The following is a 14,329-nucleotide window of genomic DNA, read 5'->3' on the forward strand; positions in this document are numbered from 1 at the left end:
CCGCTCAGCGCCCTTTCCCGCTCAGCGCCCCTTCCCGCTCACCGCGCCTTCCGTGCCGCCCGGACGAACTCCCGGTTCATCGTGGCGATGCTGAACAGCGGAATCCCCTTGGGACAGGCCGTCGCGCACGCCCCGGTATTCGTGCAGCCGCCAAAGCCCTCGGCGTCCATCCGTCCCACCATGTCCAGGACGCGGCTCTCCCGCTCCGGGGCGCCCTGGGGCAGGGAGTTGAGGTGGACGACCTTGGCGGCGGTGAAGAGCATCGCCGAGCCGTTGGGGCAGGCCGCCACACAGGCGCCGCAGCCGATGCACTCGGCGTGCTCGAAGGCGGTGTCGGCGGCCGCTTTGGGCACGGCGGTGGCGTGCGCCTCGGGGGCGGCGCCGGTCGGGGCCGTGATGTAGCCGCCGGACCCGATGATGCGGTCGAAGGCGGAGCGGTCGACGACCAGGTCCTTGACGACCGGGAAGGCGGCGGCGCGCCACGGCTCGATGTCGAGGGTGTCGCCGTCCCGGAAGGACCGCATGTGCAGCTGGCAGGTGGTGGTGCTTCCCCAAGCTCTCGAATCCGCTCGAGCAGGGGAGACCCCATTCGGGCCGTGCGCCTCGCCGTTGATGACGAGCGAGCAGGCGCCGCAGATGCCCTCGCGGCAGTCGTGGTCGAAGGCGACCGGATCATCACCGCTCAGCAGGAGCTCTTCGTTGAGGGTGTCGAGCATTTCCAGGAACGACATGTCCGGTGAGATGCCGTCCACCTCGTAGGTGGACAGGGCGCCGGGGGCGTCGGCGTTCTGCTGGCGCCAGATGCGCAGGGTGAGCTTCATGCGTAGCTCCGCTGGGTGGGGTGGACGTACTCGAAGACCAGGTCTTCCTTGTGGAGGACGGGGGCCGCGCCGGTGGCGGTGAACTCCCAGGCGGCCGCGTAGGAGAACTCCTCGTCCCGGCGGGCGGCCTCGCCGTCGGGGGTCTGCGACTCCTCGCGGAAGTGGCCGCCGCAGGACTCGGCACGGTGCAGCGCGTCGAGGCACATCAGCTCGGCGAGCTCCAGGTAGTCGACGATGCGGTGGGCCTTCTCCAGGGACTGGTTGAACTCTTCGCCGGTGCCTGGCACCTTGACGCGGCGCCAGAACTCCTCGCGGATCCGCGGAATCCGGTCGAGGGCCTTGCGCAGCCCCTCGTCCGTGCGGGCCATTCCGCAGTACTCCCACAACAGGGCGCCGATCTCGCGGTGGAAGGAGTCGGGGGTGCGGTCGCCGCCGACGGCGAGCAGCCGCGTGAGGCGTGCCGTGGTCTCCGCGGCGGCCGCCACGGCCGCCGGGTGGCCGTCGTCGACGGGGGCGAGGGGGGTGCGGGCCAGGTAGTCGTTGAGGGCCGGCGGCAGGACGAAGTAGCCGTCGGCGAGGCCCTGCATCAGGGCGGAGGCACCGAGACGGTTGGCGCCGTGGTCGGAGAAGTTGGCCTCCCCGATGGCGAACAGGCCGGGGACGGTGGTCTGCAGGTCGTAGTCGACCCACAGGCCGCCCATCGTGTAGTGCACGGCGGGGTAGATCCGCATCGGCGTCTCGTACGGGTTCTCCGCGGTGATCCGCGCGTACATGTCGAAGAGGTTGCCGTACTTCTCCTCGACCGCGGCCCTGCCCATCCGGGCGATCGCGTCGGCGAAGTCCAGGTACACGCCCTGACCGCCGGGACCGACGCCGCGGCCCTCGTCGCAGACGCTCTTGGCGGCGCGCGAGGCGATGTCACGGGGCACGAGATTGCCGAAGGAGGGGTAGCGGCGCTCCAGGTAGTAGTCGCGCTCCTCCTCGGGGATCCGGTCGGGCGGGCGGACGTCGCCCGGGGTCTTCGGGACCCAGATGCGCCCGTCGTTGCGCAGCGACTCGCTCATCAGCGTGAGCTTGGACTGGTGGTCGCCGGTGCGCGGGATGCAGGTGGGGTGGATCTGGGTGAAGCAGGGGTTGGCGAAGTACGCCCCGCGCCGGTGCGCCCGCCAGATCGCGGTGGCGTTGGAGTGCATGGCGTTCGTCGACAGGTAGAAGACGTTGCCGTAGCCGCCGGACGCCAGGACCACCGCATCCGCGACGTGGCACCCGATCCGGCCGGTGACCAGGTCGCGGGCGACGATGCCGCGGGCCCGGCCGTCGATGACGATCAGGTCGAGCATTTCGGTACGGGCGTGCAGGCGCACCGTCCCGGCCGCGATCTGCCGGGAGAGCGCCTGGTAGGCGCCGAGCAGCAGTTGCTGCCCCGTCTGGCCGCGGGCGTAGAACGTACGGGAGACCTGGACGCCGCCGAAGGAGCGGGTGTCGAGCAGACCGCCGTACTCGCGGGCGAACGGCACGCCCTGGGCCACGCACTGGTCGATGATCTCGACGGAGATCTGCGCGAGCCGGTGCACATTGGACTCCCGGGCGCGGAAGTCGCCGCCCTTGACGGTGTCGTGGAAGAGCCGGTGGACGGAGTCGCCGTCGTTGCGGTAGTTCTTCGCCGCGTTGATCCCGCCCTGGGCGGCGATGGAGTGCGCCCGGCGCGGGGAGTCCTGATAGCAGAACTGCTCGACGTGGTAGCCCTGTTCGGCGAGGGTGGCGCCCGCCGCGCCGCCCGCGAGACCGGTGCCGACGACGATGACGGTGTGCTTGCGGCGGTTGGCCGGGCCCACGAGCCTGGCCTCGAAGCGGCGGCGGTCCCAGCGCTCGGCGACCGGCCCGCCGGGGGCCGCGGTGTCGGCGACGGGCGCGCCGGCCGGGTAGTCGGCGTAGCTGCCGTACGGCGTCGTGACGGTGGCCGGAGCCGTGCCGGCGGTCGATGCCGCATCGGCGGTCGACGTCACGTCGGCGGTCGGAGCCGGGTCGGTGGTCGGTGGCGGCCCGGTGGTCGGTGTCGGCCCGGTGGTCGGAGTCGGCTCGGTGGTCGGTGTCGGCCCGGTGGTCGGAGTCGGCTCGGTGGTCGGTGTCATGTCAGCTCACTACTCCGGTCATCACGGAGACGGGGACGGCGAGGAAGCCCGCGGTCAGGACGGCGGCGAGGGCGTTCGCGAGGGCCTTGAGCGTCCGGTCGCGGCCGCGCCGGTTGGCGCCCAGCGTCTGCGCGGCGCTCCAGAAGCCGTGCCGGATGTGCAGACCCAGGGCGAGCATCGCCACGAGGTAGACGGCGTTGCCGTACCAGGTGGAGAAGGTGGCGACCACGTTCGCGTACGGGTGTCCTGCCTCGGCGCGCGGATTCACCGTCAGCGTCGTCAGGTCCAGGAGGTGCCAGACGAGGAACAGGCCGAGGATGACACCGCCCCAGCGCATCGTCCGGGTGGCGTAGCTCGCGCGGCGGCCGGGCGACGGGAGAGGCAGGCGCGGCGCGAAGCGCCTCGGGTGGGCGTACTTCACCGGCCGGGCGGCCAGGTCGCGGCGGCTGAGCTGGTACGCGGCCACCGCATGCACCACGACCGCGGTCAGCAGCACCACCCGCGCGATCCACAGGAACCACTCGTGGTGCAGGAACGGCTCGCCGATGGTGCGCAGCCAGGCGGCGTACGCATCGAAGTCCGCCGCACCGAAGAAGATCTTGAGGTTGCCCAGCATATGGACGACCAGATACAGCAGCATCACCAGGCCGCTGACGGCCATCGCCGTCTTCTTGCCGACGGTCGAGTGCCACAGCAGGCCCGCGAAGGACGGCCGTCGGCCCGTCCGTGTGTCCAGTGCCATGAGTCCGACGGTAGGGACCGGCTTCCGATCAGTCCAAGACATGGTCCGGCTCATCTCCATAGGCTGCGCCTATCACCGGGCTTACCCTTGCCCGTATGCAGCTGCAGCAGCTCCGCTACTTCACGGCCGTGGCCGACACCCGGCACTTCACCCACGCCGCCGAGCGCGAACATGTCGCCCAGCCCTCCCTTTCCCAGCAGATCCGTTCGCTGGAACGGGAGTTGGGAGCGGAGCTCTTTCACCGCGCCCGCGGCCACATCACCCTCACCGATGCCGGCGAGACACTGCTGCCGTTCGCCCGGCGGATCCTCGCCGATGCCGAGACCGCCCGCCGCGAGGTCCAGGAGGTCGCCCGGCTGCGCCGCGGGCGGCTGCGCCTCGGCGCCCCGCCCAGCCTGTGCGCCAGCCTCGTCCCCGACGTCCTGCGGGCCTTCCACACCGCGTATCCGGGGGTGGAGCTCCTGGTGACCGAGGACGGCTCGCAGGACCTCGTCAGGGCGCTGGCCGACGGCGCACTGGACCTGGCCCTGGTCATCACCCCGCTTCCGGTCCAGGCCCCGGCGCTGACGACCTCGGACCTGCTGCGCGAGGAACTGGTCGTGGTCTCCGCTCCCGACCGCCCGGCCCCGGCCGGCCGGCGCACCCGCATCCGGGTGGAGGATCTGCGGGGCCGGCCGCTGGCCATGTTCCGCCGCGGCTACGACCTGCGGGAATTCACCACCGCGGCGTGCCGGGCGGCCGGTTTCGAGCCCGCCTTCACCGTCGAGGGCGGCGAGATGGACGCCGTCCTCGGCTTCGTCCGGGCCGGGCTGGGCCTCGCCGTGGTCCCCAGCATGGTCGCCGAACGCTCAGGCCTGCGCGTCACCCGCTTCTCGACGCCCGGTATGCACCGCGTGGTCTCCGTCGCCCACCGGGGCGATGTCTCCCCGCCGCGCGCCGCCCGGGAGCTGGAGCGCATTCTGCGGGACCGCCTGGAGCCGGACGGCTCCTGAGCGGGGAGAGCCCGGCGGACGGGGGAGAGGGGCGGATCACCGGACGGGGCCGGGCGCGGCCCCGTGGCAGGCGGCCGCACCCGGTCGTAGGCTGGCCGCATGTCGACCCATGCGAAGCGTGAACGGCTCCTTCTCGCCGACCTGTTGGAGAGTGCCGGCCCCGAGGCGCCGACGCTGTGCGAGAACTGGAGCGCGCGGGACCTGGCCGCGCATGTGGTGGTGCGCGAGCGCCGCGCCGACGCGGCCGGCGGGCTGCTCGTCAAGCCGCTGGCCGCCCGGCTGGAGCGGGTGCAGGCGGAGTTCGCCGGCAAGCCGTACGACGAGCTGATCCGGCTGATCAGGACCGGGCCGCCGCGGATGTCGCCGTTCGCCCTCAAGCCGATCGACGAGGCGTCCAACACCGTCGAGTTCTATGTCCACGCCGAGGACGTACGGCGGGCGCAGCCGGACTGGACCGCACGGGAGCTGGACCCCGTGTTCTCGGACGCGCTGTGGTCCAGGATCGAGCGGATGGCCCGGGTGCTGGGCCGGAAGTCGCCGGTGGGCCTGGTGCTGCGGCGCCCGGACGGGCGGACGGCGGTGGCCCATCGCGGGACTCCGGTGGTCACGGTCGTCGGCGAGCCGGGCGAGCTGACGATGTTCGCGTTCGGCCGGCAGGAAGCCGCCGAGGTGGAGCTGGACGGCGACAAGGACGCCATCGACCGGCTGCGGGCGGCCAAGCTGGGGGTGTGAGCCCGGCCGCCCGGGGAGCCGGGGGTGAGCCTGCCCGGCCGCGAAGCCGGGGGTGAGCCCGCCCCCGCAAAGCGGTCGCACGACGGGAACCCGCCCTCACGAGCGGAACACCACCACCACGACCACCACGCCGACCACCACCGCCGCCGCGAACACCGCCCCCAGCACCCGCGCCGCCACCCGCGCGGCGCGGTCCGGGTCCGGCGGCGGTGGCGGCGCGGGCGGCTGCTGACGATGCATGCCTGCAGGATGCCGCACGGCACAATGGACCCCATGAGCAGCCGCGCCGCCACCCCGGACACCACCCCCGCCCTGGACCCCGCCATCGCCGCCCGCCTCAAGCGCGGCGCCGACGGCCTGGTCCCCGCCATCGCCCAGCAGTACGACACCGGCGAGGTGCTGATGCTCGGCTGGATGGACGACGAGGCGCTGCACCGCACCCTCACCACCGGCCGCTGCACCTACTGGTCCCGCAGCCGCCAGGAGTACTGGGTCAAGGGCGACACCTCCGGCCACGTCCAGCACGTCAAGTCGGTGGCGCTGGACTGCGACGCCGACACCGTCCTGGTCCGGGTCGACCAGGTCGGCGCCGCGTGCCACACCGGCGACCGCACCTGCTTTGATGCGGACGTACTGACCACCGGGGCCGGTCAGGACCAGTAGGCTCCGCTGCCATGACCACGGGAACCACCGGCACCGCCACTCCGGACCTCGACACCTTCCGCACCCTCGCCAAGGACCGACGGGTCATCCCCGTCACCCGGCGCCTGCTCGCGGACGGCGACACCCCGGTCGGGCTCTACCGCAAACTCGCCGCCGAACGCCCCGGCACCTTCCTCCTGGAGTCCGCCGAGAACGGCCGTACGTGGTCGCGCTACTCCTTCATCGGCGTCCGCAGCGCCGCCACGCTCACCACCCGCGACGGGCAGGCGCACTGGCTGGGCACCCCGCCGGTCGGCATGCCGACCGGCGGCGACCCGCTCGACGCGCTGCGCGACACCGTCGAGGCGCTGCACACCCCCCGCGACCTCATCGAGGGCGAGGGCCTGCCGCCGTTCACCGGCGGCATGGTCGGCTACCTCGGCTACGACATCGTGCGCCGTCTGGAGAAGATCGGCGAGCAGACCGAGGACGACCTGCAGCTGCCCGAGCTGACCATGCTGCTCACCTCCGACCTCGCCGTCCTCGACCACTGGAACGGCACGGTCCTGCTGATCGCCAACGCGATCAACCACAACGACCTCGACACCGGTATCGACGAGGCCTACGCGGACGCGGTGGCCCGCCTGGACACCATGGCCGACGACCTCGCCCGGCCCGCGCACGCCAGTGCCGCCGCGCTGCCGCCCTCCCAGGTCCCGCCGTACACCGCCGAGTGGGGCGGCCCGGCCTTCCAGGAGGCCGTCGAGGACATCAAGGAACGCATCCGGGCCGGCGAGGCCTTCCAGGTCGTGCCCTCCCAGCGCTTCGAGACCCCCTGCACGGCAAGCGCGCTGGACGTCTACCGGGTGCTGCGGGCCACCAACCCCAGCCCGTACATGTACCTCTTCCGCTTCGAGGGCGGCGAGGACGGCGAGCGCACCGGCTTCGACGTCGTCGGCTCCAGCCCCGAGGCGCTGGTGAAGGTCGAGGACGGCCGGGCCATGGTCCACCCCATCGCCGGCACCCGCCCGCGCGGCGCGAGCGTCCAGGAGGACCAGGCCCTCGCGGACGAGCTGCTGGCCGACCCCAAGGAACGCGCCGAGCACCTGATGCTGGTCGACCTGGGCCGCAACGACCTGGGCCGGGTGTGCGAGCCGGGCAGCGTCGAGGTCGTCGACTTCATGTCCGTCGAGCGCTACAGCCATGTGATGCACATCGTCTCGACGGTCACCGGGCAGGTGGCCGAGGGCCGCAGCGCCTTCGACGTGCTCACCGCCTGCTTCCCCGCGGGCACGCTCTCCGGCGCCCCCAAGCCGCGCGCCCTGCAGATCATCGAGGAGCTGGAGCCGACCCGGCGCGGTCTGTACGGCGGCTGCGTCGGCTACCTCGACTTCGCCGGCGACTCCGACACCGCCATCGCGATCCGCACCGCCCTGCTGCGCAACGGCACCGCCTACGTCCAGGCGGGCGCCGGAATCGTCGCCGACTCCGACCCGGTGGCCGAGGACACCGAGTGCCGTAACAAGGCGGCGGCGGTGCTGCGCGCCGTGAACACCGCGAACCACCTGGGCGGGTAGCCCGCCGCGCCCGTTTTGCCACCCCCGCGCGCCGGGCCCCGCCGGCCGGTGCGCGATAGTGGTACCCGTGAGTGCCGTACCCCAGACCCCTGAGACCGAGCCCTCGGTCACGCCCGGGCCCCCGCCCGCCAGGTCCGCCTCCGGAGCGAAGCGCAGTCTCGCCCTGGCGCTGCCGGCCGGTGCGGTCGGCAGCGCCCTGGCGCTGCTGGCCTCCGGCCGCACCTGGGCCGAGGGCACCGCCGTGCTGGCCCAGGGCGAGCTGCCGCGCAGCGTGACCGGCGCCGATGTGACCGGTGTGCCCGGCGCGCTGGCCGTCGTCGGGCTGGCCGCGCTGGTCGCCGTCTTCGCGGTGCGCCGGACCGGCCGGATCGCGGTCGCCGTTCTGCTCACGCTCAGCGGTGTGGGCATCGCCGTCGCCGCGGTGCTGGGCAACTCCGACACCTCGGCGCTGCGGGAGAAGGCCGCCACCACGGCCGGACTGACCAGCGCCGGTGTGCATCACGTCACGCACACCGGGTGGCCGTGGGTGGCCGCCGCCGGCGGTCTGCTGCTGCTGCTCGCCGGACTGCTGGCCCTGGTCTGCGGGCGCCACTGGCCTGCCATGTCGGGCCGCTACGAGCGCACGCCGGGGGGCGGCCGCGGCCCGCGCCGGACGCCGCCCGCGCCGGATCTGGACCGGCCCGAGGAGATCTGGAAGTCCCTGGACCGCGGTGAGGACCCCACCCGGTAACGGTGCTCCACCCGGCATCGGTGACAATGGGCGCTGAGGATCACCGCGCCCCGACCCCGGCGCGAGAGAGCAACGAGGAGCATTCATGTCGAGCAGTGGCCACGGACACACCCCCGCCGCCTGGACCGGCGTCATCATCTCGTTCATCGGCTTCTGTGTCTCCGGAGCCTTCATCGTGCTGGGGAACGTGCCCGGCTTCTGGGCCGGCATCGTGCTGATCGGCCTCGGCGCCCTGGCGGGCGGTCTGATGCGCGCGGCCGGCCTGGGCCAGGAGCCCAAGCGCTCGGCCAAGCCGCGCCCGCAGGCGCAGGCGCAGCCGCAGGAGGGCTGAGCCGGCCGCGGGAGGGCCGGCCTTCCGCACCCGTGGCGCCGCGACCCGGCGCCACCCTCGTGGCCCCTCGAAGGCGCCGCTTCCCGGTCCGTACGCACCCCTGGTGCCGTACCAGCCGTCCGTGCCTCTTCCGTACGGCGGCCGAGAAGCTGCGCCTTCGCGTGTTCCGTACGGCGGCCGAGAAGCTGCGCCTTCGCGCGTGCCGCCGCACAATCGGCACGTGAGCGAACCCGCGGCGCGGCCCCGGCCCGAAGCCCGACTCCACGGCGGGCTGCCCCGCCGTCTGGCGGCGCCCCTGGGCGTCCTGGCCGCCGCCACCGCCGCCTTCGCCTGCCTCGGCGTCGTCGACCCGAACGAGCCCGGGCACTACCCGGTCTGCCCCCTGCTGCACCTCACCGGCCTCTTCTGCCCGGCCTGCGGCGGCCTGCGCAGCGCCCATGCCGTCGCCCACGGCGATCTCGTGGCGGCGCTGGGCGCCAATGCCCTGGCGGTGGCCGGGTACGCCGCCTGTGCGGTCTTCTGGGCCCGCTGGGTGGGCCGTGCGGTGCGCGGACGCCCTACGGACGGCCCGCGGCCGCGAGCCGTCCACCGGTGGGCGCTGGGCGGCCTGCTGCTGGTCTTCACGGTCGTCCGCAATCTCCCCTTCGGCAGCGGGCTGGCACCGTGATCCGCGGGCCGTGCGGGCCGGCCGTGCCCGCCCGCGCGGGGCCCCGGGGTGTCCGGGTCGTGGGACCGAGGTCCACCGGATGTGAGACCTGGATCCTTTGGCGGATACCATCGGAGTGCCGGATGGGACAGCTCGTCCCGGTGGCCACTGTCCACCTCCACCGCTCAAGAAGGAGGCCGCTCGCGTGAGTGTGCTCGACGAGATCATCGACGGCGTCCGTGCCGACCTCGCAGAGCGGCAGGCGCGCGTCGGCCTCGACGAGCTCAAGGAGCGGGCCCAGAAGGCGCGTCCCGCCAAGGACGGGGTCGCCGCGCTCAAGGGCGAGAGCGTCACGGTGATCTGCGAGGTCAAGCGCTCCAGCCCGTCCAAGGGCGCGCTCGCCGCGATCGCCGACCCGGCCGGTCTGGCCGCCGACTACGAAGCGGGCGGCGCGGCGGTCATCTCCGTCCTGACCGAGCAGCGCAAGTTCGGCGGTTCGCTGGCCGACCTGGAGGCCGTCCGCGCCAAGGTCGACATCCCCGTGCTGCGCAAGGACTTCATCGTCACCGCCTACCAGCTGTGGGAGGCCCGTGCCTACGGCGCCGACCTCGCGCTGCTGATCGTCTCCGCGCTGGAGCAGGAGGCCCTGGTCTCGCTGATCGAGCGGGCCGAGTCGATCGGCCTGACGCCGCTGGTCGAGGTGCACGACGAGGAAGAGGTCGCCCGCGCGGTGGACGCCGGCGCGAAGATCATCGGCGTCAACGCCCGCAACCTGAAGACCCTCGAGGTCGACCGCGGCAACTTCGCCCGGATCGCCCCCGAGATCCCCGACCACATCGTCAAGATCGCCGAATCCGGGGTGCGCGGGCCGCACGACCTGATCGCGTACGCCAATGACGGCGCGGACGCGGTGCTGGTCGGCGAGTCGCTGGTGACCGGCAAGGACCCCAGGACCGCGGTCGCCGACCTGGTCGCCGCGGGCTCCCACCCGGCGATCCGGCACGGCCGGTCCTGAGCGCCCGGGGACGGCACACACCGACATGACCGCCACCGCCGCAGGCATCCGCTGCCAGGCCCGGGTTCCGTACCCGGGTCCGGTCGGCGCGCGCGCCGCGGCGGGGGCCACCCGCGTCCGGCGCCCCGCGCTGGTCCACGGCTTCCCGCCCGCCGCCCACCACCGCCCCGAGCCGCAGCGCTGCGCGCTGCCGCCGTGGCACCGCGGCTGCCGGGCGCCCGCACGACGGGTCCACGGGCGCAGGGTCAGGTACCACATCGGGTCCGAGCCCGGACAGATCAACGGCAGGCGATGGCGACCGGGGTCCGCGCGCTGACGCGTCGACCCCGTTTGGGCACCGGGGTGGCGGTGGGCGCGGCGGTCATCTGACCGCCTGCTCATCCCCCCACCCCCGAACCCACCCCCGCCCCCTCCCCCGAAGGGGGAGAGGGGGGAGGGGGCGGGGGAGCGCCGCGGCCGGGTTCCACGGCCTGCGGCCCCGCCGGGTTCCCACGGAACTGCGGTCGGGCCCCACGGGCCCCCGACCGGGTCCCACGGGCCGCGACCCGGTCCCACGACGTCGCGGGCCCGGCCGGCCGACGGGTCCCACGACGCCGGCCGCCCCTCCGTGAGACCGCACCGCGGGCTCCGCGGCGGCAACCGGCCCGCGCAGCGCGCGCCGCCTACCGTGATGCCCGAATTCCGAACCCGAATTCCAAATCCTTATATCTCCGAATATCTCCGACACAACCGGACTTCCGGGGCCACCCGCCCCGGCCGAGGAGTGCGTCTGATGTCCTCCGATTTCTTCCTCCCCGACCCCGAGGGGCGCGTCCCCAGCGCCGAAGGCTATTTCGGCGCCTTCGGCGGCAAGTTCATCCCCGAGGCGCTGGTCGCCGCGGTCGACGAGGTCGCCGCCGAGTACGAGAAGGCCAAGGCGGACCCCGCGTTCGCCGCCGAGCTCGACGACCTGATGGTCAACTACACCGGGCGTCCCAGTGCGCTCACCGAGGTGCCGCGCTTCGCCGAACACGCCGGCGGCGCCCGGGTGTTCCTCAAGCGCGAGGACCTCAACCACACCGGCTCGCACAAGATCAACAACGTGCTGGGCCAGGCGCTGCTCACCAAGCGGATGGGCAAGACCCGGGTCATCGCCGAGACCGGCGCCGGCCAGCACGGCGTCGCCACCGCCACCGCCTGCGCCCTCTTCGGTCTCGAATGCACCATCTACATGGGCGAGATCGACACCCAGCGCCAGGCCCTCAACGTCGCCCGGATGCGGATGCTCGGCGCCGAGGTCATCGCCGTGAAGTCCGGCAGCCGCACCCTCAAGGACGCCATCAACGAGGCCTTCCGCGACTGGGTGGCCAACGTCGACCACACCCACTACCTGTTCGGCACCGTCGCGGGACCGCACCCCTTCCCCGCGATGGTGCGCGACTTCCACCGCGTCATCGGCGTCGAGGCGCGCCGCCAGATCCTGGAGCGCGCGGGCCGCCTGCCGGACGCGGCCGTCGCCTGTGTCGGCGGCGGCTCCAACGCCATCGGCCTCTTCCACGCCTTCCTCCCGGACGCCGGCGTACGGCTCGTCGGCTGCGAGCCGGCCGGCCACGGCATCGCGACCGGCGAGCACGCGGCCACCCTGAGCGCCGGTGAGCCGGGCATCCTGCACGGCTCCCGGAGCTACGTCCTGCAGGACGAGGAAGGCCAGATCACCGAGCCGTACTCCATCTCGGCCGGCCTCGACTACCCGGGCATCGGGCCCGAGCACGCCTACCTCAAGGACAGCGGCCGCGGTGAGTACCGCGCCGTCACCGACGACGCCGCGATGCAGGCGCTGCGCCTGCTCTCGCAGACCGAGGGGATCATCCCGGCCATCGAGAGCGCCCACGCGCTGGCCGGTGCACTGGATCTCGGCAAGGAGCTCGGTACCGACGGACTGATCGTCGTCAACCTGTCCGGGCGCGGCGACAAGGACATGGACACCGCCGCCCGTTACTTCGACCTGTACGACACGGACGCCGCCGTCGAGGCGGACAACGCCGCCGCCGGCGCGGAGATCGAAGGGGACGTCAAGTGAGCGGGAACATCAAGCTGCTGAGTGACACCCTCGCCGCCGCCAAGGCCGAGGGCCGCTCGGCCCTCATCGCCTACCTGCCGGCCGGGTTCCCGACCGTCGACGGCGGCATCGAGGCGGCCAAGGCCGTCTTCGACGGCGGCGCGGACGTCGTGGAGGTCGGGCTGCCGCACAGCGACCCGGTCCTGGACGGCCCCGTCATCCAGACCGCCGACGACATCGCCCTGCGCGGCGGAGTGAAGATCGCGGACGTGATGCGGACGGTGCGCGAGGCACACCGGGCCACCGGCAAGCCCGTCCTCGTCATGACGTACTGGAACCCGATCGACCGCTACGGCATCGAGCGGTTCACCGCCGAGCTCGCCGAGGCGGGCGGCGCCGGCTGCATCCTGCCCGACCTGCCGGTCCAGGAGTCCGCGACCTGGCGGGAGCACGCCGACAAGCACGGCCTCGCCACCGTCTTCGTCGTCGCCCCCAGCAGCAAGGACGCGCGGCTGGCCGAGATCACGGCCGCGGGCTCCGGCTTCGTCTACGCCGCCTCGCTGATGGGCGTCACGGGCACCCGTGAGTCGGTGGGGGCGCAGGCGCAGGACCTCGTACGGCGCACCAAGGCGACCACCGCCCTGCCGGTCTGTGTCGGCCTGGGCGTCTCCAACCCCGAACAGGCCGCCGAGGTGGCCCGGTTCGCGGACGGAGTGATCGTCGGCTCGGCGTTCGTCAAGCGGCTGCTGGCGGCGGACGGAGACCTGGCGGACGGTCTCGCGGGGATCCGCGCCCTGGCGGCCGAGCTGGCCGAGGGCGTGCGCAAGCGGGCCTAGCGTGGTGCGCAGCGCCGGTTCCGCAGGGATGCGGGACCGGCGCGCTGTCCCTCGCGTTGTCCCTCGATAGGGCGAACATCGGTGCGGAGGGGTGCGGCGGCACCCCTCCGCTTCGTTGTCCAGGGGCGTGAGCCAGAAGAACCATGAGGGTAAGAGAACCGCCCGCGAGCGGCTGCAGGAACAGCGGGAAAGGGAGAGGGCGCGCGCCCGGCGCAGCCGGCAGGCCGTCGTCGCCGGATCGGTGGTGGTGGTGCTGGCGGTCGCCGGCGGCATCGCCGTCTGGGCGACCTCGGCCGGCAGCGGCAAGAGCAGTTCCGACAAGGAAACCGCCCTCCCGAAACAGGCCGGCGGCGGCAGCAGACCCGCCATTCCCGTCGGTGCGCCGGGCGCCCCCTCCACACTCGCCGTGTGGGAGGACTTCCGCTGCCCGGCCTGCCAGCAGTTCGAGACCGGCTTCCGCCCGGCCATCCACGAGTTGCAGGACTCCGGACAGCTCAAGAACGAGTACCACCTCGTGACGATCATCGACGGGAACGCCGGCGGCAAGGGGTCCCTCAACGCCGCCAACGCCGCCCTCTGCGCCCAGGACGCGGGGAAGTTCCGCGACTACCACGACGTCCTCTACTCCCATCAGCCGCCCGAGCAGGAGGACAAGTTCGCCGACAAGCAGTACCTCCTCCAACTCGCCGGCAAGGTCAAGGGACTGGTGACCCCCGCCTTCACCCGGTGCGTCAACGATGGCCGGTACGACCATTTCGCGCAGAAGTCCACCGACGCCTTCGCCAAGTCCGGATACCGCGGTACCCCGACCGTCCTGCTCAACGGAAAGGACCTCTCGAAGGAGAAGGGCGGCCGCATCACGCCCGCGGACCTGAAGAAGATGGTGAAGGACGCCAACAAGGGCAAGCAGCCGGGGAAAAGCGCCTCGCCGCACAGCGGTGCCGCGCCGCATCCGGCCACCTCGACCCGGGGGAAGCAGGCCGTCCGGAGCGCCCCGCCCCGGGGAGAACAGGCCGTCCGGAGCGCTTCGCCCCAGGAAAAGCAGCACGGCATGGGCGCCGAGCCGGGGAACTAGGGGACTCGGGCGGGGGCCTT

16 protein-coding genes are annotated in these 14,329 nt (G+C 73.0%); 12 read left to right on the top strand and 4 right to left on the bottom strand.

Going from position 1 to position 14,329, the window contains the following annotated elements:
• Nucleotides 1-38 precede the first annotated feature (38 nt).
• The 3 genes from ACGFR7_RS16330 to ACGFR7_RS16340 are packed head-to-tail and all read right to left on the bottom strand — an operon-like array spanning nucleotide 39 to nucleotide 3,695.
• Nucleotides 39-821 carry a succinate dehydrogenase/fumarate reductase iron-sulfur subunit gene (locus ACGFR7_RS16330; RefSeq protein ID WP_393318872.1) on the bottom strand — a complete coding sequence of 261 codons (783 nt, stop codon included), beginning with the start codon at nucleotides 819-821 and terminating at the stop codon, nucleotides 39-41.
• Nucleotides 818-2,953: a fumarate reductase/succinate dehydrogenase flavoprotein subunit gene (locus ACGFR7_RS16335; RefSeq protein ID WP_393318875.1), complete on the bottom strand. Its 2,136-nt coding sequence runs from the start codon at nucleotides 2,951-2,953 to the stop codon at nucleotides 818-820. The genes ACGFR7_RS16330 and ACGFR7_RS16335 overlap by 4 nt, the downstream gene beginning before the upstream one ends.
• A 1-nt stretch (nucleotide 2,954) precedes the next feature.
• Nucleotides 2,955-3,695, bottom strand: a complete 741-nt coding sequence (locus tag ACGFR7_RS16340; protein WP_393318878.1) for a succinate dehydrogenase cytochrome b subunit — start codon at nucleotides 3,693-3,695, stop codon at nucleotides 2,955-2,957.
• 95 nt (nucleotides 3,696-3,790) lie between these two features.
• On the opposite strand from ACGFR7_RS16340, the gene ACGFR7_RS16345 reads away from it, so the two are divergent.
• Nucleotides 3,791-4,687 carry a LysR family transcriptional regulator gene (locus tag ACGFR7_RS16345; protein ID WP_393318881.1) on the top strand — a complete coding sequence of 299 codons (897 nt, stop codon included), beginning with the start codon at nucleotides 3,791-3,793 and terminating at the stop codon, nucleotides 4,685-4,687.
• 99 nt (nucleotides 4,688-4,786) lie between these two features.
• Nucleotides 4,787-5,419: a TIGR03085 family metal-binding protein gene (locus ACGFR7_RS16350; protein ID WP_393318884.1), complete on the top strand. Its 633-nt coding sequence runs from the start codon at nucleotides 4,787-4,789 to the stop codon at nucleotides 5,417-5,419.
• 96 nt (nucleotides 5,420-5,515) lie between these two features.
• Here the strand turns inward: ACGFR7_RS16350 and ACGFR7_RS16355 are convergent, their stop codons facing one another.
• Nucleotides 5,516-5,659 (bottom strand): hypothetical protein, encoded by a 144-nt coding sequence (locus ACGFR7_RS16355; RefSeq protein ID WP_393318886.1) that lies wholly within the window; start codon nucleotides 5,657-5,659, stop codon nucleotides 5,516-5,518.
• A gap of 33 nt (nucleotides 5,660-5,692) precedes the next feature.
• Between ACGFR7_RS16355 and hisI the strand changes: the two genes are divergently transcribed.
• The 10 genes from hisI (at nucleotide 5,693) to ACGFR7_RS16405 (ending at nucleotide 14,309) form a co-directional block, all read left to right on the top strand.
• Nucleotides 5,693-6,082: a phosphoribosyl-AMP cyclohydrolase gene (gene hisI / locus ACGFR7_RS16360; protein ID WP_393318889.1), complete on the top strand. Its 390-nt coding sequence runs from the start codon at nucleotides 5,693-5,695 to the stop codon at nucleotides 6,080-6,082.
• A gap of 11 nt (nucleotides 6,083-6,093) precedes the next feature.
• On the top strand, nucleotides 6,094-7,638 hold the full coding sequence (locus tag ACGFR7_RS16365; protein WP_393318891.1) for an anthranilate synthase component I: 1,545 nt from the start codon (nucleotides 6,094-6,096) through the stop codon (nucleotides 7,636-7,638).
• Nucleotides 7,639-7,705: 67 nt separating this feature from the next.
• The gene (locus ACGFR7_RS16370; RefSeq protein WP_393318893.1) at nucleotides 7,706-8,368 is read left to right on the top strand and encodes a TIGR02234 family membrane protein; all 663 of its coding nucleotides are present in this window, start codon (nucleotides 7,706-7,708) and stop codon (nucleotides 8,366-8,368) included.
• 85 nt (nucleotides 8,369-8,453) lie between these two features.
• Complete coding sequence (locus tag ACGFR7_RS16375; RefSeq protein WP_350250369.1) at nucleotides 8,454-8,699, top strand: HGxxPAAW family protein; 246 nt, start codon at nucleotides 8,454-8,456, stop codon at nucleotides 8,697-8,699.
• A 220-nt stretch (nucleotides 8,700-8,919) separates the two neighbouring features.
• Entirely contained in the window at nucleotides 8,920-9,366 is a 447-nt protein-coding gene (locus tag ACGFR7_RS16380; protein WP_393318896.1) for a DUF2752 domain-containing protein, read from the top strand.
• Nucleotides 9,367-9,550: 184 nt separating this feature from the next.
• On the top strand, nucleotides 9,551-10,360 hold the full coding sequence (gene trpC, locus ACGFR7_RS16385) for an indole-3-glycerol phosphate synthase TrpC (protein WP_030088821.1): 810 nt from the start codon (nucleotides 9,551-9,553) through the stop codon (nucleotides 10,358-10,360).
• A gap of 25 nt (nucleotides 10,361-10,385) precedes the next feature.
• Nucleotides 10,386-10,676 (top strand): tryptophan biosynthesis modulator TrpM, encoded by a 291-nt coding sequence (gene trpM / locus ACGFR7_RS16390; protein ID WP_393318899.1) that lies wholly within the window; start codon nucleotides 10,386-10,388, stop codon nucleotides 10,674-10,676.
• A 456-nt stretch (nucleotides 10,677-11,132) separates the two neighbouring features.
• Nucleotides 11,133-12,419, top strand: coding sequence for a tryptophan synthase subunit beta (trpB, locus tag ACGFR7_RS16395; protein ID WP_393318902.1), 1,287 nt, complete (start codon nucleotides 11,133-11,135; stop codon nucleotides 12,417-12,419).
• Nucleotides 12,416-13,234 carry a tryptophan synthase subunit alpha gene (gene trpA / locus ACGFR7_RS16400; protein ID WP_393318904.1) on the top strand — a complete coding sequence of 273 codons (819 nt, stop codon included), beginning with the start codon at nucleotides 12,416-12,418 and terminating at the stop codon, nucleotides 13,232-13,234. Before trpB ends, trpA begins: the two co-directional genes overlap by 4 nt.
• Before the next feature lie 127 nt (nucleotides 13,235-13,361).
• Nucleotides 13,362-14,309 carry a DsbA family protein gene (locus tag ACGFR7_RS16405; RefSeq protein ID WP_393318907.1) on the top strand — a complete coding sequence of 316 codons (948 nt, stop codon included), beginning with the start codon at nucleotides 13,362-13,364 and terminating at the stop codon, nucleotides 14,307-14,309.
• Nucleotides 14,310-14,329: the final 20 nt, after the last annotated feature.

Origin of the sequence: Streptomyces sp. NPDC048516 (assembly GCF_043199875.1) — a bacterium.
Lineage (GTDB): Bacteria > Actinomycetota > Actinomycetes > Streptomycetales > Streptomycetaceae > Streptomyces.

What these genes read in the sequence shown, in the direction of transcription:
- ACGFR7_RS16330 (WP_393318872.1), bottom strand. Translation starts at nt 821, where the DNA reads ATGAAGCTCACCCTGCGCATCTGGCGCCAGCAGAACGCCGACGCCCCC.
- ACGFR7_RS16335 (WP_393318875.1), bottom strand. Translation starts at nt 2,953, where the DNA reads ATGACACCGACCACCGAGCCGACTCCGACCACCGGGCCGACACCGACC.
- ACGFR7_RS16340 (WP_393318878.1), bottom strand. Translation starts at nt 3,695, where the DNA reads ATGGCACTGGACACACGGACGGGCCGACGGCCGTCCTTCGCGGGCCTG.
- ACGFR7_RS16345 (WP_393318881.1), top strand. Translation starts at nt 3,791, where the DNA reads ATGCAGCTGCAGCAGCTCCGCTACTTCACGGCCGTGGCCGACACCCGG.
- ACGFR7_RS16350 (WP_393318884.1), top strand. Translation starts at nt 4,787, where the DNA reads ATGTCGACCCATGCGAAGCGTGAACGGCTCCTTCTCGCCGACCTGTTG.
- ACGFR7_RS16355 (WP_393318886.1), bottom strand. Translation starts at nt 5,659, where the DNA reads ATGCATCGTCAGCAGCCGCCCGCGCCGCCACCGCCGCCGGACCCGGAC.
- hisI (WP_393318889.1), top strand. Translation starts at nt 5,693, where the DNA reads ATGAGCAGCCGCGCCGCCACCCCGGACACCACCCCCGCCCTGGACCCC.
- ACGFR7_RS16365 (WP_393318891.1), top strand. Translation starts at nt 6,094, where the DNA reads ATGACCACGGGAACCACCGGCACCGCCACTCCGGACCTCGACACCTTC.
- ACGFR7_RS16375 (WP_350250369.1), top strand. Translation starts at nt 8,454, where the DNA reads ATGTCGAGCAGTGGCCACGGACACACCCCCGCCGCCTGGACCGGCGTC.
- trpM (WP_393318899.1), top strand. Translation starts at nt 10,386, where the DNA reads ATGACCGCCACCGCCGCAGGCATCCGCTGCCAGGCCCGGGTTCCGTAC.
- trpB (WP_393318902.1), top strand. Translation starts at nt 11,133, where the DNA reads ATGTCCTCCGATTTCTTCCTCCCCGACCCCGAGGGGCGCGTCCCCAGC.